At 71.8% G+C, this 22,316-nt stretch carries 19 protein-coding genes; 8 read left to right on the plus strand and 11 right to left on the minus strand.

Annotation, left to right across the window (positions count from 1 at the left end):
* Positions 1 to 57 precede the first annotated feature (57 nt).
* The 4 genes from ACFYMU_RS31370 to ACFYMU_RS31385 form a co-directional block, all read right to left on the minus strand.
* On the minus strand, positions 58 to 3,354 hold the full coding sequence (locus ACFYMU_RS31370; RefSeq protein ID WP_388380535.1) for a S8 family serine peptidase: 3,297 nt from the start codon (positions 3,352 to 3,354) through the stop codon (positions 58 to 60).
* Positions 3,355 to 3,526: 172 nt separating this feature from the next.
* Entirely contained in the window at positions 3,527 to 4,210 is a 684-nt protein-coding gene (locus tag ACFYMU_RS31375; RefSeq protein WP_388380538.1) for an ABC transporter ATP-binding protein, read from the minus strand.
* A 102-nt stretch (positions 4,211 to 4,312) separates the two neighbouring features.
* Complete coding sequence (locus ACFYMU_RS31380) at positions 4,313 to 5,755, minus strand: ABC transporter permease (RefSeq protein WP_388380541.1); 1,443 nt, start codon at positions 5,753 to 5,755, stop codon at positions 4,313 to 4,315.
* Between the two features lie 165 nt (positions 5,756 to 5,920).
* Positions 5,921 to 6,943, minus strand: a complete 1,023-nt coding sequence (locus tag ACFYMU_RS31385) for a PaaX family transcriptional regulator C-terminal domain-containing protein (protein ID WP_388380544.1) — start codon at positions 6,941 to 6,943, stop codon at positions 5,921 to 5,923.
* 82 nt (positions 6,944 to 7,025) lie between these two features.
* Between ACFYMU_RS31385 and ACFYMU_RS31390 the strand changes: the two genes are divergently transcribed.
* Genes ACFYMU_RS31390 through ACFYMU_RS31415 form a run of 6 tightly spaced genes read left to right on the plus strand, consistent with a single transcriptional unit; the run spans position 7,026 to position 12,512 of the window.
* Positions 7,026 to 8,201, plus strand: coding sequence for an ABC transporter substrate-binding protein (locus ACFYMU_RS31390; protein ID WP_388380547.1), 1,176 nt, complete (start codon positions 7,026 to 7,028; stop codon positions 8,199 to 8,201).
* Positions 8,198 to 8,980: an ABC transporter ATP-binding protein gene (locus tag ACFYMU_RS31395; RefSeq protein WP_388380550.1), complete on the plus strand. Its 783-nt coding sequence runs from the start codon at positions 8,198 to 8,200 to the stop codon at positions 8,978 to 8,980. The genes ACFYMU_RS31390 and ACFYMU_RS31395 overlap by 4 nt, the downstream gene beginning before the upstream one ends.
* Positions 8,977 to 9,750, plus strand: a complete 774-nt coding sequence (locus ACFYMU_RS31400) for an ABC transporter ATP-binding protein (protein WP_388380553.1) — start codon at positions 8,977 to 8,979, stop codon at positions 9,748 to 9,750. Before ACFYMU_RS31395 ends, ACFYMU_RS31400 begins: the two co-directional genes overlap by 4 nt.
* Positions 9,747 to 10,607: a branched-chain amino acid ABC transporter permease gene (locus ACFYMU_RS31405; RefSeq protein WP_388380556.1), complete on the plus strand. Its 861-nt coding sequence runs from the start codon at positions 9,747 to 9,749 to the stop codon at positions 10,605 to 10,607. Before ACFYMU_RS31400 ends, ACFYMU_RS31405 begins: the two co-directional genes overlap by 4 nt.
* A complete protein-coding gene (locus tag ACFYMU_RS31410; protein WP_388380559.1) occupies positions 10,604 to 11,635 on the plus strand; it encodes a branched-chain amino acid ABC transporter permease in 1,032 nt (343 codons plus the stop codon). Before ACFYMU_RS31405 ends, ACFYMU_RS31410 begins: the two co-directional genes overlap by 4 nt.
* Positions 11,636 to 11,675: 40 nt before the next feature.
* Complete coding sequence (locus tag ACFYMU_RS31415) at positions 11,676 to 12,512, plus strand: PaaX family transcriptional regulator C-terminal domain-containing protein (RefSeq protein ID WP_388380562.1); 837 nt, start codon at positions 11,676 to 11,678, stop codon at positions 12,510 to 12,512.
* A gap of 93 nt (positions 12,513 to 12,605) precedes the next feature.
* Here the strand turns inward: ACFYMU_RS31415 and ACFYMU_RS31420 are convergent, their stop codons facing one another.
* Together ACFYMU_RS31420 and ACFYMU_RS31425 are read right to left on the minus strand one after the other, a co-directional pair.
* A complete protein-coding gene (locus tag ACFYMU_RS31420; RefSeq protein WP_388380565.1) occupies positions 12,606 to 13,865 on the minus strand; it encodes an Ig-like domain-containing protein in 1,260 nt (419 codons plus the stop codon).
* A gap of 240 nt (positions 13,866 to 14,105) precedes the next feature.
* On the minus strand, positions 14,106 to 14,456 hold the full coding sequence (locus ACFYMU_RS31425) for a hypothetical protein (protein ID WP_388380568.1): 351 nt from the start codon (positions 14,454 to 14,456) through the stop codon (positions 14,106 to 14,108).
* A 110-nt stretch (positions 14,457 to 14,566) separates the two neighbouring features.
* Between ACFYMU_RS31425 and ACFYMU_RS31430 the strand changes: the two genes are divergently transcribed.
* Positions 14,567 to 14,884, plus strand: coding sequence for a hypothetical protein (locus tag ACFYMU_RS31430; protein ID WP_388380571.1), 318 nt, complete (start codon positions 14,567 to 14,569; stop codon positions 14,882 to 14,884).
* A gap of 49 nt (positions 14,885 to 14,933) precedes the next feature.
* On the opposite strand, the gene hutH is transcribed toward ACFYMU_RS31430, so the two are convergent.
* The 3 genes from hutH to ACFYMU_RS31445 all read right to left on the minus strand — a co-directional run bounded on the left by hutH (position 14,934) and on the right by ACFYMU_RS31445 (position 18,744).
* On the minus strand, positions 14,934 to 16,475 hold the full coding sequence (hutH, locus tag ACFYMU_RS31435) for a histidine ammonia-lyase (RefSeq protein ID WP_388380592.1): 1,542 nt from the start codon (positions 16,473 to 16,475) through the stop codon (positions 14,934 to 14,936).
* Positions 16,476 to 16,694: 219 nt separating this feature from the next.
* On the minus strand, positions 16,695 to 17,834 hold the full coding sequence (locus tag ACFYMU_RS31440) for a diguanylate cyclase domain-containing protein (protein WP_388380574.1): 1,140 nt from the start codon (positions 17,832 to 17,834) through the stop codon (positions 16,695 to 16,697).
* Positions 17,835 to 17,937: 103 nt separating this feature from the next.
* Positions 17,938 to 18,744, minus strand: a complete 807-nt coding sequence (locus ACFYMU_RS31445; protein ID WP_388380577.1) for an enoyl-CoA hydratase/isomerase family protein — start codon at positions 18,742 to 18,744, stop codon at positions 17,938 to 17,940.
* A 224-nt stretch (positions 18,745 to 18,968) separates the two neighbouring features.
* Here ACFYMU_RS31445 and ACFYMU_RS31450 point away from each other — a divergent pair, with 224 nt between their 5' ends.
* Positions 18,969 to 19,559 carry a hypothetical protein gene (locus tag ACFYMU_RS31450; RefSeq protein ID WP_388380580.1) on the plus strand — a complete coding sequence of 197 codons (591 nt, stop codon included), beginning with the start codon at positions 18,969 to 18,971 and terminating at the stop codon, positions 19,557 to 19,559.
* A gap of 293 nt (positions 19,560 to 19,852) precedes the next feature.
* On the opposite strand, the gene ACFYMU_RS31455 is transcribed toward ACFYMU_RS31450, so the two are convergent.
* Positions 19,853 to 20,992, minus strand: a complete 1,140-nt coding sequence (locus ACFYMU_RS31455; RefSeq protein ID WP_388380583.1) for an adenylate/guanylate cyclase domain-containing protein — start codon at positions 20,990 to 20,992, stop codon at positions 19,853 to 19,855.
* A gap of 164 nt (positions 20,993 to 21,156) precedes the next feature.
* Positions 21,157 to 22,059, minus strand: coding sequence for a biotin--[acetyl-CoA-carboxylase] ligase (locus ACFYMU_RS31460; RefSeq protein WP_388380586.1), 903 nt, complete (start codon positions 22,057 to 22,059; stop codon positions 21,157 to 21,159).
* Positions 22,060 to 22,316 lie beyond the last annotated feature (257 nt).

Raw genomic sequence — 22,316 nt, forward strand, 5'->3', positions numbered from 1 at the left:
GGTCACGGGCCCCGCGGGGGCCGGGCTCGGTGGCCCGGACACCCCGCGGGGCACCGCTCACTGACCGTAGAACGCGTTGTAGATCGAGATCGTCGACCTGTTGCCCTTCTTGTCGGCGATCTTCGCGTGGAACGACAGGCCCTTGCCCTTGGCCGGGTTCTTGTAGGTGATCGTGCCGTTCCTGACCGTCAGCCTGGTCCAGGTCCGGCCGTAGTCGTACGACACCCACACCGACAGCGACCGGAGGTTGCGGCCGGCGGCCGACCCCTGCACGCTGACCGGGACGGTGACCTTCCTGCCGGCCGGGACGCGGCTGTCCAGGCCGGTGGTGGCGCCGAAGCGGACCGTCGAGGCGGGCAGCTCGGCGTCGCTCACCTTCTTCGACCGGAACGTCCAGCTGGCGTCGATCCGGGTGGACGCGGCGGCGACCTTCACGCTGCGGACGACCGAGGTCGTCAGCTTGTAGGAGGCGTCGCCCGACGGGACCTTGAAGGTCTCGGAGCCGAACAGCGGGTCCTGGTTGGAGCCGACCTTGCTCCCGTTGCGGTACAGCGTGGTCCTGACCGACATGAAGTCCGAGGAGCCCGCGTGGGTCTGGCCGTCGGCGAACAGCGGCAGATACCCGTAGATCTCGTTGCCCTCGCGGAAGATGCCGTACTCGGAGCTGACCCGCGGCCCGAACACGGCCGTGTTGAAGGTCTTGGTGTAGCTGCGGCCCGCCGCGAAGGTCTGCGGCTCGCCGAGCGTGTAGTACGCCTCCGGGACGGGGAAGCCCTGCGGGTCCCGCTTGCCGGCGAACTGCGTGAAGTCCAGCGACCACTGGGCCCGGTCGCCGGTCGAGACGTACAGCGTGCGGGTGCCGCGCAGCTTCTGCTCGACCGCCGTGTTGAAGCCGAAGTCGTCGGCCAGGACGGCGTAGGCACCGACGGCGCCGGTCTTGCCGCCCGTCGGGGCTCCGAGGTTCACCTTCAGCGTGGCCAGGTCGCGCGCCGCGTAGTGGCGGACGTGCGCGCCTTCGAGTCGCTTCACCGGGGCACCGGTCATCACGTCGTACTCGGCCGCGTCGCCCTTGGTCCACTGCCCGAACCAGCTCTGCCACAGCCCGGAGGAGACCGCCGGGCCGGTGTGCGCCACCCGCAGGTCCGCGAAGGACGGCACCATGATCCCGCTGCCGACGCCCGCGGGCTCGTACGAGTAGGAGACGGCCGCGGCCAGTGGCTTGGCCGCGGCGTCCGGCACCGTGATGTCGGCGGGCCGGGTCGTGGTCAGGTCCAGGGTGACCGAAGTGTCCTTGGTGACGCTCAGCGTGGGCCGGACCAGCCAGTCGATGCCGTCCTCGGTCGAGTTCGGGTCCTTCAGGGAGACCGAGTCCAGCAGGTAGGTGCCCTTGGGCACCCGGAGCGTCACCGTGGTCGCGGAGCTCTGGGAGAAGTAGTCCCGGCCGGCTTCCGCGCCCATGAAGGGCATCAGGTCGGTGAAGTGGACGGGTGACTGCCCGTCACGGTTGACGTAGGTGAGGGTGACGTCGTACGACTCCGCCTCGCGCTGCACGGCCGCGGCCGTCCGCACGCTCTGGCCGCCGCCGGTCGCCGTCACGTACGCCGAGTACGCGCCGTCCGTGCCGCCGCCCGGCCTGGTGTCGACCGTGAAGGGAACCGACGCCGTGCCGCCCGCGGGGACGGTGAGCTTCGAGGCGCCCAGGGTGAAGAAGCCGGAGGGGGCCGCCCGGCCCTCGGGGTCGGTGGCCGTCACCGAGAGCGTGAGGGTGACGTCGGCCGTTCCCGTGTTGTGGTACGTGAGCTGCTCGGTGACCGGCTTGTCGTCGGTGTGCGGCCACTGCGCGGTGCCGAAGTTCACCGACGACGGGTCGGCGAGCACCGTCTGCTTGATCGCCCTGTCCACGGCGATCCGGCCCGAGCCCTGCTGGAACGGGGTGTACGCCCCGCCCTTCGCGGAGCCCGTCAGCACGGACTTCAGCTCGGCGAACGACCAGGTGGGGTGCTCCTGCTTGAGGATGGCGGCGGCGCCCGCGACATGCGGGGTCGCCATCGACGTGCCGGAGATGGTCAGGTAGCCGGGCGGGTTCTCGCCGGCCTCCCGGTCGATGAGGCTGCCCGGGGCCGCGGCGGCGGTGATGTCCACGCCGGGCGCGGTGACGTCGGGCTTGATGGCCCCGTCGAGGCCGGGCCCGCGGCTGGAGAAGGACGCCAGCCTGTCGTGGTCGTCGACGGCGCCGACGGTGAGCGCGTCGGCCGCGCTGCCCGGGGAGCCGACGGTCCGGTCGCCGAACTCGCCGCTGTTGCCCGCGGCGACGGCGAAGAGGATGCCCTTCTGCTCGGAGAGCTTGTCGACCTCGGCCTCGAGCGGGTCGGTCTCCGGCGTGTCGGAGCCGCCCAGGCTGAGGTTGACGATGTCGGCGCCCTGCTGGGCGGCCCACTCCATGCCCGCGAGGATGCCGGAGTCGTCGCCGTACCCGTCGTCGTCCAGGACCTTGCCGCTGAGGATCTTCGCGCCGGGCGCGACACCCTTGTACTTCCCGTTCGACTTGGCGCCCGTGCCGGCCGCGATGGACGCCACGTGGGTGCCGTGGCCGACCTTGTCGTCGGCGGTCGTGGCGGTCGAGAAGTTCCTGGCCTCGATCACCTGGCCCTTGAGGTCGGGGTGGTCGGCGTCCACGCCCGTGTCCAGGACGGCGATCTTGACGCCCTTGCCGTCGTACCCGGCGGCCCATGCCTGGGGCGCACCGATCTGCGGCACCGACTTGTCGAGGCTGGCCTTGCGGGTGCCGTCGAGCCAGACGTGCGCGACACCGGACGCCGCGGCGCCGCCGTCGGTGACCGCCTTCCACAGCTCCGCCGTGTCCCGCTGGGGCGTCTGCACGGCGTCCGCGTTCAGGGACTTCAGGGTCCTGCGGAGCGTGCCCGCGTCGCGCACGTCGGCCTTCGCGGTGCTCGCCGCGCCCTTGTAGCCGACGATGACCTTCAGGCCGTTCTTCTGGTCCTTGCGCGTGCGGGCCGCGTCGAGTTCGGTGACGTCGAACAGACGCCGGTCCAGCTTCCCGCCGGCGATCATGCCCGCCGCGTCGGCCGGCACCACATAGGTGTGGCCGTGTGCCTTGCGGAGCTGCACCGGGACGTTCTCCCGGCCCTTCGCCCGCTCCAGGCCCACCACATGGCCCTTGCTGTCGAGGACGACGCGGTCGCCGGTGATCAGCGTGACGCGGTGCTTGGCCGTGAAGGCGGCCGCGGCCTTGGACGGTCCGGTCTCCGGCCTCGCCGACGCCGGGCTGGTCATGCCCGCCGCCAGCGCGACGGCGGCCGCCGTGGCGACGGTCGCCGCGCATGCTCTTTTCACTTGTCTGCGCAAAACTCCCCCTGGGGATGGAGTGCCGGGAGAATTCCCCGTTCACCCGGCCGGGGGTGGTCTCGCACAGACGCGCGTCAGCCCCCCGGAGTACGCAGTATGCCGGGGGGCTGATCAATGCCTCAATAGCGCTCTGGGTAACGAGTTGGGGCCCCGGGGCCGTCTACGGGGCGGCGTTCTCCCGGACGCTGATCTTCCCCTTGCGGATGGTCGCGAGCCGCGGGGCCTTCCTCGCGATCGTGGAGTCGTGGGTGACCATGACGAAGGTGAGCCCGTGTTCCTTCCACAGGGCCTCCAGGACGTCCATGATCTCGTCGCGCATGGACTCGTCGAGGTTTCCGGTGGGTTCGTCGGCGAGCAGCACCTTCGGCCGCTTCACCAGCGCACGGGCGATGGCGACGCGCTGCTGCTGGCCGCCGGACAGCTCCGCCGGCAGATGCCCGAGCCGCTCGCCGAGTCCCACCGACGCCAGTGCCTCGGCGGCCCGTTCGCGCCGTTCCCTGCCCTTCGCGCCCAGCGGCACGAGGGCCGTCTCGACGTTCTCCTGGGCGGTGAGCGTGGGGATGAGGTTGAAGCTCTGGAAGACGAAGCCGATGTTCTCGCTGCGCACCCTGGTGAGCCGGGCCTCGGACAGCGTGGCCAGGTCGGTTCCGTCGAGTTCGACGCTGCCCGCGGTGGGCTTGTCGAGTCCGCCGAGCATCTGCAGCAGCGTGGACTTGCCGCCGCCGGTGGGCCCCTGGATGACGAGCCGGTCGCCGTCGCCGATCGTGAGGTCGACGCCGTCCAGGGCGACGATGGTCTCCTTGCCCCGCGTGTAGCGCTTGGTGACGCCTCTGAGTTCGTACATGAGTGCAACTCCTGGAATACGGAAGGGGGTCGGGGCCCGCCGCGGCGGCGGGCCCCGTGCCGCGCACGCGGACCGCGTAGGGGAAGAGGTGTGCGGGGCGGGCTACTCGACCCGGCGCAGGGCGTCCGCGGGACGCAGCCGGGAGGCGCGCCAGCCGCCGAAGGCGCCGGCGATCAGGCCGCCGGTGACGGCGAGGGCGACCGCCAGGACGATGGTCGACGGGCTCACCGGCGCGGTGAGCGCCACCTCCAGGGTCTTGGCGGCCTGGCGGCCGGGACCGCCGAAGCCGCCGCCCGGGCCGCCGCCGAAGCCGCCACCTCCACCGCCGCCGCCGAGTTGCGCCTGGAGCGTGGGACTGATCGCGGTGACGACGTAGGCGCCCGCGAGGCCGAGCGCGATGCCGAGAACACCGCCGACCAGTCCGTTGACCACGGCCTCACCGACGACCTGCCGGGTGACACGGCCGGACTTCCAGCCGAGCGCCTTCAGGGTGCCGAACTCGCGGACCCGCCGGGAGACGGCCGAGGAGGTGAGCAGCCCGGCGACCAGGAACGCCGCCACGAGCACGGTGATCGAGAGCCACTTGCCGACGGAGGAGGCGAGGTCGGAGGCGGTGGACAGCGAGCCGGAGACGGTGCTCGCGAGGTCGGCGGAGGTGGTGACCGTCGTCCCCGGGATGTTGTTCTGGATGGTCTTCTTGACGCTGTCGATCTGCTGCGAGTCGGCCGCCTTGACGTAGATCGTGGTGACCTTGTCCTTGGAGTCGCTGAGCGTCTGCGCCTGCTTCAGCGGGATGTAGAGGTTGGCCGCCGCGTCCCCGCTGTCGGGCGTGGCGATGCCCACGACCTTGAACTTGACGCCCTTGACGGTCACGGTGCCACCGACGGAGAGCTTCTTCTGCTTGGCGTACGACGCGTCGGCGACGACGACCTTGGCGTCGGTCTCCGAGGTCGTGAAGGCACGACCGCTGGTGATCTTGGAGGAGGTCAGTGGGCCCAGGGCGGGCTCGGTGACGTCGGTGCCGTAGACGGAGTAGCTGTTCACGTCGAATTCGGCGCCGCCGCCCTCGACGCGGCCCTGCGGCATGCCGCTCGGGCCGCCCTGCCTCCCGCCGCTCCCGTCCTGCTTGAACTGACCCTGCTTGAACTGGCCGCTGACCTTGATGACCTGCAGGCTGAGCCCGCCGACGGCGTCCGACACGCCCTTCTGCGAGCCGACCTCGGCGACGGTGCTGTCGGCCAGGGTCTGGAAGCCCTGGACCAGGACGCGGTCGCTGCTCTGCGTCTCGTCGGAGTCGTCGCCGCGGGCGTCGAACTGGAAGCGCGGCCGCTGTGCGCCGCTCGTGGAACTCGCCGCCTTGCTGACGGTCATGTCCGTGCCGAGTCCGTACAGCGACTGAAGGACCTTGTCCTGCGCCTTGCCCATGCCCGAGGACACGGAGTTGACCACGATGACCAGAGCGATGCCCAGTGCGAGCCCGGAGGCGACTACGAGGGCCGCCTTTCTCCGGCGGCGCAGTTCGCGCCTCAGGTAGGTGAAGAACATGGCCGCAAGCTAGGGAGGCACCCTGATGAACCCATAAGCCCGACATAAGAGAACGATGAGAAGGCCGCGCCGGGGCGGACGTTCGGCGTCTCGCGCGTCTTCCGGACGTGGCCGTCCGGCCGGGCGTCCGCCACCTCGGGGTGGCACCGGCGGATCCGCCGTGCGTCAGTCCGCCGTCCCATCGGGCACGGTCTCGTCGGGCACCGTCACGTCGGGCACCGTCACGTCGGGCACGGTGTCGAGCATGCGGTTCGCCATCTCCCGGGCCGGCCCCGAGACCCTGTCGTGGACCTGCTGGAACACCTGCTGCGCGGGGCCGGCGGGCCAGTCGTCGGGCAGGTGCTGCACGGGCAGCCGCGGATCGGTCCTGGTGATTCCGAGCCACTGGGTCTCGAGCCGGAGCTGGAGCACGAGCGGATCTTCGGGCTCTCCCGGGGAGGGCGGGGCCGCCAGGCCTGCCCATTCGTCCAGGAATGCCCGGTATCGGGAGGCCAATTCCTCCAGGTCGTAGGCGTCCTTGATCATTTCTTCGATGTTCATGCCGGGATCGGCCCGCGCGCGGAAGACCTTGATGTGCGCTTCCAGACCCAGCCCGGTGACGATCTCCTGGACGTCCACCTCGCCGGGGGCGATCCACAGCCCGCCGAGCACCGGCCCGAAGCCCGCCCACGCCAGTTTCGACCGCAGGTCGTGGCGCTGGCGCTGCCAGGACTCGGGGAGCGAGAAGCCGAGGATCGTCCAGGTGCCGTCCCAGCTCGCGTTGACCGCTCCCGTCTTCCAGATTCGCTCCTTCCCGTTCTCGAGGATCTCCCGGGAGCGGGGCGTGAGGCCGAAATACATCCGGCGCCCCTTCCTCTGACGCCGGAGGAGTTGGCGGTTGACCATGCGAGTGAGGGTCGAGCGGGTTGCCTGTTCGGACACGCCCTGGCGAGCCAAGACGTCGATGATACTGCCCGAAAAGACGCATATGTCCCGCCCGAGGACGCTGCTCCCGAGGAAGCCGAACATCAGCGACTGCGGGCGAAGGGGCGGGCCGTACCCGGCGCCGGGCGACTGTGACCGGTCGTTCAAGGTGATGCCTCCGAGTGGTTCCCGAGCCGGGACAGGCCCGGTCGAGCATGTCCGACGAGAAGCAATGTTGCGCACATGGTTGACGGCCGTCAAACCTGCGCCTAAGTTCACCTCCACGGCGCTGGGCGCGTGCGCAGAAAGCGCCCCAGATGCGCATCAAACGCCTCGTGATCAACCAGGAGATACCGTGCGTCCCCTCGTGCCCATTGCCACACTTGTCCTGTCCGTGAGCCTGACGGCCACGGCTTGCGGATCCCAGTCCGCCCCCGCGGACACCGGGCCGATCAAGCTCGGCCTGATCGCCTCCCTCACCGGCAACTACCAGCCGCTCGGCACCGACAACAAGAAGTCGGTCGAGCTGGCGGTCCAGCAGATCAACGCCGCGGGCGGGGTCCTCGGCCGCAAGATCGAGCTTCAGGTCAAGGACGACAAGAGCCAGCCCGACCAGTCGGTGCTCGCCTTCAACGACATGAAGGACGACGTGACCGCCGTCATCGGCTCGCCGTTCTCCAACTCCGCGCTCGCCACCATCCCGGTCGTGGACCGGGCGAAGATCCCCTACCTGTCCCTGACCCCCGCGGACGAGCAGGTGGACCCGATCCATCCGTACGTCTTCCTCGCCCCGGCCACCTCCGGCACCTACGCCGAGCGGCTGCTGCAGTACTACCAGGCCAAGGGTGTCAAGAAGATCGCGGTCGCCTACGACACCAAGAGCTCCTACGCGGTCGCCGGCTACAACGGGACGAAGGAACTCGCCGCCACGTACGGCATCCAGGTGGTGGCCACGGAGACGTTCCAGACCACCGCCACGGACTTCAGCCCCCTGTTCACCCACATCAAGGGCACTGACGCCCAGGCCCTGCTCGTCTGGGCCACCGGCGCCCCCGGCGTCATCATCACCAAGCAGTACGCGGCCTCCGGCCTCGACATCCCGCTCGCCCTCACCGGCGCCCAGGCCAGCAAGCTGTGGGCTGTCCCGGCCGGCAAGGCGGCCGAGGGTGTCACCGTCGCCAGCTCGGTCGGCGTCGTCGCCGGCCAGCTCCCCAAGAGCGAGCTGACCAAGACCGCCGTCGACTTCGCCCAGGCGTTCCACCAGAAGTACGGGGAGAACCCGCCGCAGTTCGCCCAGGACGGATACAGCGCGGTGCAGTTGCTGGTCGCCGCCATCAAGAAGGCCGACGGCACCGACCACAAGAAGATCCGCGACGCGCTCGAGGGCCTGACCCTCACGACCCCGAACGGCACCTACCGCTACAGCGGACACAACCACGCCGGCCTCACCGCCGACTTCATCTCCGTCAACACCGTCAAGGACGGGGCTCTCGTAGCGACCGAGTGGGCCAGGGACGAATTCGCAAAGGGCATCGCCAAGTGACCGAGTTCGGCCCCGATCCGCTCCTCGAGGCCACCGGGCTCGCCCGTTCCTTCGGTGGGGTGTACGCCGTGCGCGATGTCGATCTCCGGGTCGCGCACGGCGAGGTCCGCGCGGTGATAGGCCCCAACGGCGCGGGAAAGTCGACCCTGTTCAACCTCGTCAGCGGGCAACTCCCCGTTCAGCGCGGACGCATCACGCTGGGCGGGCGGCGCATCGACCAACTCTCCCCGCACCGCCGTGCGCACCTCGGGGTCGCCATCGTCTTCCAGGGCGCCAGGGTGTTCCACGGGATGTCCGTCCTGGAGAACGTGATGGTGGGCGCCCACTCCACCAGCCGTGCCGGTTTCCTCGCGGGAGCGCTCCGGCTGCCCCGCCACCGTGCCGAGGAGCGTGCCATCCGGGCACGTGCCGAGGAGGCGATCGAACGTGTCGGGCTCGCGGCGTGGGCCCACCGCCCGGCTGAGACGCTCCCCCTGGGACAGCAGCGCGTCATGCAGGTCGCCCGTGCCCTGTGCGGCGAACCGCGGCTGCTGCTCCTGGACGAACCGGCTTCGGGACTGCGCGCGGCGGAACGCGAGCGTCTCGCCACGCTGATCGAGCAGCTGCGTGCCGAAGGGCTGACGATGATTCTCGTCGAGCACGACGTCGCCTTCGTCACCCGCCTCGCCGACCGGATCACCGTCCTCGACCTGGGCGAGGTGATCGCTGAGGGGACCACCAGCGAGATACGCACCGACCCGCGGGTGGTCGCCGCATACCTCGGGAAGGAAGCTTCATGACCGAGCAGATCGGGTCCGGCGCGGCCGCTCGATCCGCACCGCCCGGAGACCGGCCGGACGACCACGACGTCATCGACGTCCGTGACCTGGTCGTCCGGTACGGGGCCGCGACGGCGCTGGACGGGGTCAGCCTCCGGGTGGCGCCGGGCGAGGCCGTCGCCCTGGTGGGACCCAACGGAGCGGGAAAGTCGACCCTGGTCAACACCCTGACCGGCCTGCTCGACCCGGCAGCGGGAAGCGTCACGGTACGCGCCCCGATCGCTCAGGTGCCCGAAGGCCGCCAGATGTTCGCCGACCTCAGCGTCGACGACAACCTCCGGCTCGGCGCGTGGCGGCTGCGCGACCGCCGCAGTCGGGACACCTCCTGGGTGTACGAACTGCTGCCCGAACTGGTCCGGGTGCGCCGCCAGCGCGCCGGCAGCCTGTCCGGCGGTCAGCAGCAGATGGTCGCGGTCGGGCGGGCCCTCATGAGCCGCCCGCAGGTGCTCGTGGTCGACGAGCTGTCGCTCGGCCTCGCCCCGCTGATCGTCGCCGACCTCGCCGGTCATCTGACGAAGCTCAACCGGGAACAGGGACTCGCCGTGCTGCTCATCGAGCAGAACGCCCGGCTCGCCCTCGACCTGTGCACACGCGGCTATGTGATGGAGGCAGGACGCATCGCGCTGGAAGGGACCAGCGCCGAGTTGGCGGCGAACGCCGCCGTCGCCCAGGCGTACCTGGGCGGCCACGTCGACATCCCCGACGCCACCGACCCCAGAGGCACACCATGAACGACTTCCTCGTCTACCTCGTCACCGGTCTCGGTGCCGGATGCGGATTCGCGCTGGTCGGCAGCGGGATCGTCGTCATCCACCGGGTGACCCGGGTGGTGAACTTCGCGCAGGGCGCCTTCGCCGTCGTCGCGGGACTCACCGTCTCCTCCCTGCTCGGCGCCGGACTGCCGCACATCGCGAGCGAGGCACTGGCCGTCGTCGCCGCCGCGGTCGCGGGTCTGCTCGTCGGACTCCTTGCCACCGGCCGCCGGGGCACGAGCCCGCAGTCCGCGCTGATCGTCACGCTGGGCGCCGGCGTCCTCATGTACGCCGTGGAGATCATGATCTGGGGTGACCAGACCAGGTCCTCCGAGGGAGTGCCCGGTGCCGTGCACGTCTTCGGCGCCCGGATCCAGAGCCACTACCTGCTGATCATCGGGGTCACCGCGGTCGTGTTCGCCGCCGTCGCCCTCTTCTTCAGCCGTACGGATCTGGGCAAGGCGCTGACCGCCTGCTCCGCCAACCCCTTCGCGGCACGCGTGGTCGGCATCAACACCAGGCGCATGGGGCTCGTGGCCTTCGCCTGCGGAGGCGCGCTCGGTGGTCTGGCCGGGGTACTCATCACCCCGATGCAGTCGATCAGCTTCGACTCCGATGTCGTGCTCATCGTCAACGGATTCGCGGCAGCCGTCCTCGGCGGTCTCGCCCGGATCGGACTCAGCCTCGCCGGCGGCCTGCTCCTCGGCGTCGCCCAGGCCCTGGTGGCCGGCTACGGCAATGCCGCGTACCAGCTGGAAGTCGCCCTCGTCCTGATGCTGGCACTGATGATCGTGCAGGGCGCCCGTACCCGAAGCGTCGTACAGGAGACAGCGTGACAGCGCGAACCAGAACCCGGACCGAGGGGTCCGTGAACCCCCGGGCAGCCGTCCGGAAGCCCACACTCCAACCCGCGCACCTCGCAACGGCGCTGCTGGCCGTGGCCTCCCTGGTGCTTCCGACGGTGCTCGACGACAGCCAACTGTCGGTGTACATCCTGCTCGGCCTCGCCGGCACGGTGGCTGTCGGACTGTCCCTTCTCATGGGGTACGCCGGGCAGGTCTCCCTCGGCCAGGCCTCCTTCTACGCCGTGGGTGCCTACACCGCGGGTCTGCTGTCCATCCACGGCGTGCCGCCGCTGCTCGCACTGGCCGCGGCTCCGTGCGCGGCGGGTCTGTTCGCCGTGATCGTCGGTGTGCCCCTGCTCCGCCTGCGCGGCCACCATCTGGCGTTCGCCACGCTCGCCCTCCAGCTGATCGTGGTGTCCCTGGTCGGCGAGGCGGAGTGGGCCGGTGGAGCCATCGGCCTGCAGGGCATCCCCGCCATGTCGCTGTTCGGATTCACGCTGACCGAGAACATCCACTACGCCTACATGGCGTGGGCGGCGCTCGCCGTGACCGTGGTGCTGGCCCGGAACATCGTCAACTCCCGCAGTGGGCGCGGCCTGCGCGCGCTGGCCACCAGCGAGACCGCGGCGAGCGCGAGCGGTGTCCCCGTCGGCCGGTACAAGCTGACCGTCTTCACCCAGGCCGCCGCCTTCGCCGGCCTGGCCGGAGGCATCTACGCCTTCTACCTCGGCTATGTCGCCCCGGGATCCTTCCCGGTGCTGCTCTCCATCACGTACGTGGTCATGGTGGTCGTCGGTGGACTGGGCACCGTGTGGGGCGCCGTTGTCGGAGCCGCGGCGATCACCCTCCTCGTCCAGCTTCTCAACGATCTGGGCACCTGGCCGGGCATGCCGGATTCCGCACCCACGGTGCTGTCCTACGCCGTCTACGCGATCCTGCTGATCGTCGCCGTGCTGTTCGTACCCCGCGGGCTCGTGCCCACGCTCCAGGACGCGTGGCGGCGCAGGCGGCAGCCCTGATCCGGGGAGGGACCGTAGGCTGATCCTCGTGGAGGAACGTATGGAGACAGCGAACGACACGTCAGCCCCGGTGCTGCGCCCCCAGTCGCTCCTGCTCGCCTTCTTCGGCAACCACTTCCTCGGGCGGCAGGAGCGCTGCGTGTACTCGGGGAGCATCATCGACGTCCTCTCCCGCGTCGGAATAGGTGAGCAGGCCGTACGTTCCACGCTGACCCGCATGGTCAACCGGGGACTGCTGTGGCGCCAGCGGCAGGGCAGGAAGATGTACTTCGGCCTGACACCGCACGCGATCCGCATCCTCCAGGAAGGCGACCGGCGCATCTGGAAAGAGGGTGCGGTCAACGAGGACTGGGACGGCACCTGGACCCTGCTGGGCTTCTCCCTGCCCGACTCCTGGCAGCGCCAACGCCACGAACTGCGCTCCAAGTTGGTCTGGTCCGGCTTCGGAGCCCTGTACAGCGGACTGTGGATCGCCCCCGGAAGGACCGACGTCTCCACCGCTGTGGCGGAACTCGGGCTCACCGACCACGTGAAGATCTTCCACGGGCATGCGGACACCGGGACCGACATCGACGGGATGATCAAGGGGAGTTGGGACCTGGACGGCATCGCCGTCCGCTACACCTCCTTCCACGAGCGGTGGATGGCGCAGACGGACATCGGTGCGGACGCCCTCGGCATCAGGCTGCGTCTCGTCACCGAATGGCTTCAGGTGATCCGCAGCGACCCGCGGCTGCCCGTCCAGCATCTGCCGGCGTCCTGGCCCGCGCAGCAGGCCCAGGAAACCTTCCGCCGGGTCGCGGCGCAGACGGACGCGTCCGCCCGCCGGATGGCGGACACGATCCTGGACACGATGCCGGCACGGCCCGACGCCTAGCCGCTGTTCCGCTTCGGACCGGAACGCCGATGCCGCCGGCTGCCCGCAAGGGCGGTCGGCGGCATCAGGAACGGGGCGTCGGCGTCCGGCGGGTCAGACCGCCGAGCCCGCCTTCCACTGGGCCCAGTCCATGTTCCAGCCGTTGAGGCCGTTGTCCGGGGCGATGGTCTTGTCGCCCGTGTTCTGGACGACCACCACGTCGCCGACGATCGAGTGGCCGAAGAACCACGCACCCGGCGTGTTCGGGTCGTTCGCGCCCTTCGTGTCCGACAGGCCCACGCAGCCGTGGCTGGTGTTCACGTTGCCGAAGACGGACTTGGCGCCCCAGTAGTTGCCGTGCACGAACGTGCCGGAGCTGCTCAGGCGCATCGCGTGCGGCACGTCCTTGATGTCGTACTCGCCCTTGCCGTCGTCGTCGGTGAAGCCGACCGTCGCGCCGTTCATCCGGGTCTCCTTGAACTTCTCGGAGATCACCATCTGGCCCTGGTACGTCGTGTTCTGCGGCGAGCCCGCGGAGATCGGGATGGTCTTGACGACCTTGCCGTCCTGCGTCACCTTCATCTGCTTGGTCTTCGCGTCGACGTAGGAGACCTGGTTGCGGCCGATCGTGAAGGTGACCGTCTTCTGCTGCACGCCGTACACGCCGCTCGCGCCCTCGACACCGTCGAGGTTCAGCTTCAGGGTGACGGTGGAGCCCTCCTTCCAGTACTCCTCGGGCCGGAAGTCGAGCCGGTTGGCACCGAACCAGTGCCCGACGACCTCCTGCCCGCTGCTGGAGGTGACCGTGATGCCCTTCTGCACGGCGGCCTTGTCGGTGATCGCCTTGTCGAAGTTGACCGAGACCGGCATGCCGACGCCGACGGTCGAACCGTTGTCGGGCGTGAAGTTGCCTATGAAGGAGTGGGCGGGGGCGACGGTCGTGAACGTGGCGTTCTCGTGGGCGTCGCGGCCGGCGGAGTCCTTGGCCGTCACGGCGACCTTGTAGGTCGTGGCCCGCTCCAGCTGGCCGCTGGGCGCCCAGCTCTTCTTGTCCGCGGATATCTGCCCGGCCACGGGGGTGCCGGAGGCCGTGGTCATGGCCACGTCGGTGAGCGTGCCCTTGGCGACCGTGACCTTGGCGGCGTTGTTGATGGAGGCGTTGTCGGAGCCGTCCGCCGGCATGATCTTGATCTGTGCCTCGGAGGTCTTCTTGGCGGCGGCCTCGTCGACCTTGGCCTGTGAGTCCGCGTCGCCACCGCCGGCGGCCGCGCTGCCCCCGCTGCACGCGGAGAGCATCAGCACCCCGCCGAGCAGTGCGGACGCGGCTATCAGGCCCTGGCGTCGCTTACTGGTCGTCATCACACGCTTCTCCATCGTTGCGATATCCCCAAAACCCCGTGCGCCCCCGTAAGAACCACCAACGCTACGACCGGCGCGTACGGTTCCACATCCCGCGGACGTGTGGGGCACACCACGTCGCCGCGCCGGCGCACGGTCGCGCCGACGGGTTCCCGGACGCCCCCGCGCCACACGGGACGCGGGACGTCCTGTGAGACGACGGAACCCCGGGCGCCGGTTGCCGCCCGGGGTGGCCGATCTTCTCCCCCGGACGCGTCAGCGGAGTCCCGCCTCCTCTTCCTCGTCGTCGTCGGCCTCGTCGTCCTCGCCGAGCGCCCAGTCCGGCGAATCCGGGTCGTAGTCGGCCTGCTCGCTGCTCCAGGAGGCGTGGACGAGTTCGACGCCCGGCACGTCGCGGACCAGGTCCGACGGATCGACCAGGTACGCCAGGGCCTCGGCGGTGTCGTCCGTCACGACGCTCTCCGTGTACGCGCGCTCTCCCTCGGGCATGTCCGGGTCCTGTGCGACTCGGCGCAGGGCGGCCTTGGTGACGGCATCGGCGTCGTCGACCTCGACGACCAATTCCACATGAAGACGGACAAACCGTGATGTCTCAGGAATGCTCATGCCGGGCAGCGTACGGCCCGGAGGGGGTGCGGCTTTCCTGCGACCCGCGCCTTTCACTAGCATCGATCCACCCGGCCAATTCGCAAGCGTCACAAGAGGATCGGTATTTCGTGTCAGCCGCACGTCGATCGTCGTCCAGCGCCCGCAGGACGCTGCTGACCGCCACCGTCGCGGGGACCCTGCTCGGGGCCCTGTGGTTCGTCCCGTCCGCGAACGCGACCCCGGACACGTCCGGGCCGCAGTCGTCGGTCTCCCTGCGCACGTCCGAGGAGGTCGGCGCGGCGACGGACTCGACGGCGGCGGACACCCAACTCGCCGACACCGGAAGCGTGGACACGACACCGTACGTCGTCGGCGGCACCCTCTTCCTGTGCCTGGGCGCGGGATTCGTGACCTACTCGGTGCGCAGGGAGCGCATGGAGTCCTGAAGCCGGGACGCCCGGCGGGGCCCTGCCGGTGGCAGGACCCCGGGACGCACTACCTCAGCGTTCCGGTGACCGTCTGCACCGCCGCGACCAGAGCGCCGGCCCGTACGCACGTCTCGGCCGCCGCCAGGTCGGGCGCGAGGAAGCGGTCGGGGCCCGGACCCTCGGCGCCGGCCTCGCGCAGGGCCGCGATCGCCGCCCGGGTGGCGGGCGCGGGGGTGAGGCCCTCGCGGAGTTCGACCGCCCTCGCCGCCGTGTACAGCTCGATCGCCAGCACCCGGGTGAGGCTGTCCACCGCGGTGCGCAGTTTGCGCGCCGCCGACCAGCCCATCGAGACGTGGTCCTCCTGCATCGCCGAGGACGGGATCGAGTCGACGGAGGCCGGCACGGCCAGTCGCTTCATCTCGCTCACCAGCGCCGCCTGGGTGTACTGGGCGATCATCAGGCCCGAGTCGACGCCCGCGTCGTCCGCGAGGAACGGCGGCAGGCCGTGCGAGCGGTTCTTGTCGAGCAGCCGGTCCGTGCGGCGTTCCGCGATCGACGCCAGGTCCGCCGCCGCGATCGCCAGGAAGTCCAGGACGTACGCCACCGGCGCACCGTGGAAGTTGCCGTTCGACTCGACGCGGCCTTCCCCGGGCAGCACCACGGGGTTGTCCACGGCGGAGGCCAGTTCGCGCTCGGCGACGAGGCGGGCGTGCGCCAGTGTGTCCCGGCCGGCGCCCGCGACCTGCGGGGCGCACCGCACCGAGTAGGCGTCCTGGACGCGGGGGGCGTCCCCCTGGTGATGGCCCGTCAGGCCGGATCCCCTCAGCACGGCCAGCATGTTGGCGGCCGACGCCGCCTGCCCGGGGTGCGGGCGGATGGCGTGCAGTTCCGGTGCCAGCACCTTGTCCGTGCCGAGCAGGGCCTCCAGCGAGAGGGCCGCGGTGATGTCGGCCGCGGTGTACAGCGCCTCCAGGTCGGCGAGCGCCATGATCAGCATGCCGAGCATGCCGTCGGTGCCGTTGAGGAGGGCGAGGCCCTCCTTCTCGCGCAGTTCGACCGGGGCGATGCCGTGCTCGGCGAGGAGTTCGGCGGCCGGGCGCACGACGCCGTCGGGCCCCTCGGCCTCGCCCTCGCCCATGAGCGTCAGCGCGCAGTGGGACAGCGGTGCCAGGTCGCCGGAGCAGCCGAGGGAGCCGTACTCGTGCACGACGGGGGTGATGCCCGCGTTGAGGATGTCGGCCATGGTCCGCGCCACCTCGGGCCGTACGCCGGTGTGCCCGGAACAGACGGTCTTCAGCCGCAGGAACATCAGGGCGCGTACGACCTCGCGCTCCACCCGGGGGCCCATTCCGGCGGCGTGCGAGCGGACGATGTTGCGCTGCAGCCTGGTGCGCAGTTCCTGGCCGATGTGCCGGGTCGCCAGCGCGCCGAATCCGGTGCTCACCCCGTAGACGGGATCCGGCTTCGCCGCCAGCGCGTCCACGATCTCGCGGGCCGCCGCCAGCGCCGCCAGGGCCTCGCCGGAGAGCTCTGTCCGGGCACCGTCGCGCGCCACGGCGAGAACGTCGGCCGTGGTCACCGCGGACGTCCCCACCACCACAGTGTGCATATCCATATTCAGGAGCGTACGCAGTGAATTCGATGATGTCACCAGGGGGTACCGGATTGAGCCGGCCGGCCAGGCTGCGGCACCCTCGGCCCCGGCCCGGACCCCGCCACCCTCAGCTCAGGCCGGGACTCCGGCGCCCTCGCTCAGGCCGGGACTCCGGCGCCCTCAGCTCCGACCCGGACTCCGGGGCCCTCAGCTCCCACCCGGACTCCGGCCCCCTCAGCTCCGACCCCGGAAGCGGCGTCGCTCCACCGCGGCCGGAGGTGGCGCGTCGGCCAGCCGCACCACCGGATCGTCGGGCCCCTCACGGCCCGCCACCACGGGCTTCGCGGCACGCAGCGCCTTGGCGCGGTACTGGGCCGCGTCCGCGAGCCGGAACAGCCGGCGGGCCGAGCGGACCGCACCGATCGGATCCTCGGTGGAGGCGACCCCGCAGGCGACCCCGTCGCCGAGCTCCAGCTCGGCGGCGCGCCGGCAGACCTCGTCGGCGACCCGGACGACCTCGTCGGCCGGCGGGCCGACCGCGAGGAGGCAGAACTCGTCGCCGCCGAGCCGGGCGACGAGAGCGCCCGGCAGCATGGCGCCGCACAGGGACAGGACCGACCCGAAGCGCTCCAGCAGCCGGTCGCCCACGGCGTGCCCCTGTGTGTCGTTGACCCGCTTGAGCCCGTTGACGTCGCAGACGACGAGCGAGACCACCGCCCCGTCGCTCCGGTGCCGTTCGACCGCCTCCTCCAGGCGCACGTCGACGGCACGGCGGTTGGCGAGGCCCGTCAGCGCGTCGGTGAAGGCGAGCCGACGGGCCTCCTCCAGGCGTTCGCTCTGCGCGATGCCTGCGGCGACGACGGAGGCGAGGACGGTGGCGAAGCCGGCGTCCTCGCCGTCGTAGAGCGGGGCACCGACGGAGCGCGCGACATACAGCTCGCCCCAGGCGCGGCCGTGCAGCACGACCGGCGCGACGACACAGCAGCCGCGGCCGCGCCGGCGCAGGGCGGCGACACGCTGGTGGCAGTACCCGGCGTGCCCCGCCGCCGGGCCGTCCGCGGTCTCCACCCAGGCGCTCGGGCCGCCACCGCCCGCCCAGCGCTCGTGCAGGAACTCGGTGATCTCCGGGAACTGGTGCACCGGGTACGTCTCGTGCTCCGGGAACTCCTCCTCGTCGGGTGCCCGCTCCCCCACGTTCACGAGGACCCTCAGCCGCCCGCCCTCGCGCTCCCACACGGACAGCGCGGCGAAGCTGCCGGCCAGCGCCCGGCACGCGCCGAGCGCGGCGGCCCGCCACGCCTCCCGCGGGGTGTGCGCCGCCGCCATGCCCTGCGCCAGCGCCACCACGGCCTTCAGCCGACTGTCCTCACCCATCACTCCAGGCTAGGGACCATCGGCGCCCCATGAGACATCGGTGCGGCGATCAGGGGTGCGAGCCCTGTGGGCCCCGGGCCCTCGGCGAACGGGTGCCTGCCGGCTACTCGCCCGGCCACCGGGGGCTCCGCTTCTCGTTGAAGGCGGCCACGCCCTCCGCGCGGTCCCCGGAGAACGCCACCGACCGCCACGCCGCGTCCTCGACCTCGAGACCGGCCCGCAGGTCGAGGCCGTGCCCCAGCCGCAGGGCACGCTTCGCGGCGCGCAGTCCCACCGGGGAGTTCGCGGCGATCCGGGCCGCGAGGGCGAGCGCCTCCTCCCGGTCCCGGCCCTCCGCCACGAGGTCGTCGACCAGGCCCAGCTCCCGCGCCTCCTCCGCCGCCAGGCGACGCGCCGTGAAGATCAGTTCCGCCGCGCGCGCCGCGCCCACCCGGCGGGGCAGCAGCTGCGTACCGCCCCCTCCGGGGATCACCCCGACCGACACCTCGGGCAGCCCGACCACGGCCGTGCGGTCCGCCACGATCAGGTCGCAGGACAGCGCCAGCTCGAAGCCGCCGCCCAGCGCGAACCCGTGCACGGCGGCGATCGTCGGCATCGGCAGCTCCAGGACCCCGGTGTAGGCGGCCCGGGCGACCGGCCGCTGGCGCACCAGGTCGGCATCGGTGAAGGAGTTGCGCTCCTTCAGGTCCGCGCCCACGCAGAACGCCCGCTCGTGCGTCGACGTCAGCACCGTCACCCGGGCGTCCCGGTCGGCGGCGAGATGCGCGCACGCCGCGGCGACGGACCGTGCCATCTGGGTGGACACCGCGTTCATCGCCTTGGGCCGGTCGAGCGCCAGCTCCGCCACGTACGCGTGCCGCCGTACGGCCACGTACTCGCCGAACCTGCGCTCGTCCCCCTGTTCCGCCATGACACCCTCCCGGTTAACGCGGGTTAACTACGACGCCCCGATCATCGCAGCCGAAGCGGCCCGGCGAAAGCCGCCGCTGGTTCCGGTGCGCGAGGGCCACTTCCGGGCCATGCACCCCGTTCGGGTGAATTCGACCCGTCTCCGCATCGCCCACCTTCAATCTGCACATAACCTGCGCACCGCCACGGCGTATCGGGGAGTCGCCGGCTCGGGGAGGGATGACCATGACCACGGACACGGCCACCGACGGCACCACGACGCCGGCGCACAGCGCCCGGGGGCCGCTCCGCCTGCGGCCGGTGGGCCGGCACCGCAGGCCCCGCCCCCGGCGTCTGGTCCTCGCCGTCGGCGGGCTCGCACTCGCCTCCGGCGCGCTCGGCCTCGTCCACCTCGCGTCCCCGCCGGTGACGGGCGGGGGCGGGACCGCGGAGGCCGAGCCCCGGATCGACGCGAGCGCCGGGTCCGCCGCGCCGGTCCCGGGTCGGGCGGTCCCGTCCGCGGGCGAGCGGGGCGACTCCGCGGGCCGAGCGGCAGGGGGTGCGCCCCGCGCCGCGACGGCCACCGTGCGCCCCCTCGCACAGCCGTCCTCGGCGGCCCCGCGCACGGCCGACACCGCGACGGGCATCCCCGACGCCCCGTCGAGCCCGACCGCAACGCGCATACCCGGGTCCCCCACGGCGACGACACCGCCCGCGGGGTCGCCCGCCCCGTCCCCGAGCACCAGCACGGCACCCGCTCCGGACCAGGACCCTCCGGGCCTGTGCGTCCCGATCGTCGGACTGTGCGTCAGCGGCCTGACGACGCTCGGAGGTTGAGACCGGCCGCACGCACCCGGCCCGCACGCCGGGAGCCGCAGCACCTCACCCACACGACCACCCGTGCGCCGGGAGCCGCAGTCCCACACCTGCACGACCACCCATGGCGCAGCGCCCGGGCGCGCCCGCCCGCACACACCCGCTCGTCCCCGGGCGGCCGAGCACCCGTTCCTCCGGCCGCAAAGGCGCCCCGGGCCACCCCGGGCCGCGCCACGGCCGCACGGCGGCAGACCGCCGCGGCCCGGTGCAGGAGGCGCGAGGACGGCGGTTCGGGTCCGGCGTCCGGACGCGGCCTACGCCGTCGCCTCCCGGCGCGCCAGCAGCCACGGCTCGACCACGCCCAGGCCGCGCACCGGGCGCTGCCACATGGGCTGGAGCGCGAAGCGGTAGGCGGGCGGCTCCTCGCCCTCCTTCTCCGCCGCCGCGGCGGCCTCGGCGGCCTCCGTCTCGGAGGTGGGCGCCTCGCCGGTGCGGATCAGCTCCTCCGCGAAGGCGCCGTCCACCAGGACCGCGTCCCGGGGCGCTATCGAGGTCAGCCGGCTCGCCAGGTTCACGGTCGTGCCGAAGACATCGCCCATCCTGGTGGTCACCGTGCCGAAGGCGATGCCCACGCGCAGCTCCGGCATGGTCTCGTCGTTCGCCATCGTCTCGATGAGGCGGAGGGCGATCTCCGCGGCCGTGCCAGCGTCGTCCGCCGCGAACAGCACCTCGTCGCCCAGCGTCTTGATCAGCCGCCCCCCGTGGGCGGCCACCAGGTCGGCCGCGGTCGTCTCGAACGCCTCGACGAGTTCGCCGAGTTCCTCCTCCTCCATGCGGCGCGTCAGGCGCGTGAAGCCGACGAGGTCCGCGAAGCCGACCGCGAGGCGGCGGTCGACCATCTCCTCGTCGTCCGCGGCCTGGACGACCCGGCCGGTGGCGGCGGCGAGCTGGCGCCGCCAGACATAGACGAGGAACTCCTGCAGCTCCGGCAGGAGCAGCTCGATCAGGGGGTAGGTCACCTCGGTGCGGGTCATCCCGGGCTCGGGGGGCTCGGTGAGGCCCTCCAGGAAGGAGTCGATCTGCCACTCGGCGAGACGGGCGGTGGTCTGCCCGGTCGAACGGGCCACCTGCACGGCCATCGCCTCGCTCAGCAGGCCCGCCTCGACCAGGCCGGCCAGACGGCGCAGGGCCAGCACGTCGGCCTCCGTGAGCGCCTTCGCCTGCCCGATGTCCGCGAAGCCCATCGCCCGCCAGAAACGGGACGCCAGTTCCATGGAGACACCCGCGCTGCGGGCCGCCTGGAAGGGGGTGTAGCGGCGCTCCGCCCCCAGGATGAGCTGCTCCAGGCGGATCGCGAGGGGGTTGCCCTCGGGCTCGGCGTATGCGTCCCGCCCCGGCTCGCCGTCGGGGTCGGGATGTACGCCCGTGCCCGAGCCCGTGTCGTCGACGGTCACGCGTGCTGCCCTTCCCATCTGCCGCGGTCAGGTTCGACCGCGGTCAACTTTACGGCAGGTGTGCGGTAGCTCACTCCTCATCGGCACCGGTGGGCATCACGTCGGCGGGCGAGGCGCGGGCCGCGGCGTTCGGGCGGGCCGCAGGTGCACGATGTCCGCGGCGTTCAGGCGGGCCGCAGGTGCACGATGTCCGCGGCGCCCACGGGCTCCTGCACCCCCTCCGCGGTCGCCAGCACCAGCCGCCCCTCACCGTCGATCGCCACCGCCTCCCCGGTGAGGGAGCGGTCGCCGGGCAGATCGGCCCGTACGACCCGGCCCAGGGTCGCGCATCCGGCCGCGTACGTCTCCTGCAGGCCGCTGTCCACCGGGTCGCCGCCCGCGGCGCGCCACCGCCCGTACCAGTCCTCCAGGGCCCGGAGCATCGCCCGCAGCAGCGGGTCGCGGTCCGTGACGCGGGCGCCCGCGAGGGCCAGCGAGCCCGCCAGGGGCACCGGCAGTTCGTCCTCCCGGAGGGTCACGTTGATGCCGACACCGATCACGACCGCGTCCTCGCCCGAGCGCTCCAGGAGGATCCCGCCGGCCTTGCGCTCCTCGTCCCCCACGGTGACCAGGAGGTCGTTGGGCCACTTGAGCGCCGTGTCCACGCCCCCCGCGCGGGACAGGCCGGTCGCGACGGCGACCCCGGTGAGCAGCGGCAGCCAGCCCCAGCGGGCGACGGGCACGTCGGCCGGACGGAGCAGGACCGAGAAGAACAGGCCGGAGCGGGCCGGAGCGGTCCAGGTGCGGCCGATCCGGCCGCGCCCCGCGGTCTGCTCCTCGGCGACCAGGACCGTGCCCTCGGCGGCGTCGCCGGTCACGGCGAGGTCGACGAGGTCGCTGTTGGTGGACCCGGTGCGCTGCACCACCTCGATCCGGGACCAGAGCCCGCCCTCCCGCACCAGCGCGCGGCGCAGCGCGGCGGCGTTCAGGGGCGGGCGGTCCAGGTCGGACCAGCGGCTGCCCCCGCCGGCGGCTCCGGTGGAGTCGTTCGACGGGTCGTTCGCGTCAGAGGCATCTCGCGGCTTCATGCAAGCCACCCTAGGTGTGGTAAACGCCGCACTGCCGAAGGGTGGGCCCACCACTACGCTACGGATGAGTAACCGTCCGTACTTCTGAGCATTCTCGTTCACCCCCACGTCCCCACCGAGCAGGGAGCCGCGCCCCGATGTCCGAGCCGGAAGAGATCGACGTTCACACGACTGCGGGGAAGCTCGCGGATCTCCAGCGCCGTGTGCAGGAGGCCACGCACGCCGGTTCGGAACGCGCCGTGGAGAAGCAGCACGCC

It is taken from the genome of Streptomyces sp. NPDC007264 (genome assembly GCF_042869095.1).
Classification (GTDB): domain Bacteria; phylum Actinomycetota; class Actinomycetes; order Streptomycetales; family Streptomycetaceae; genus Streptomyces.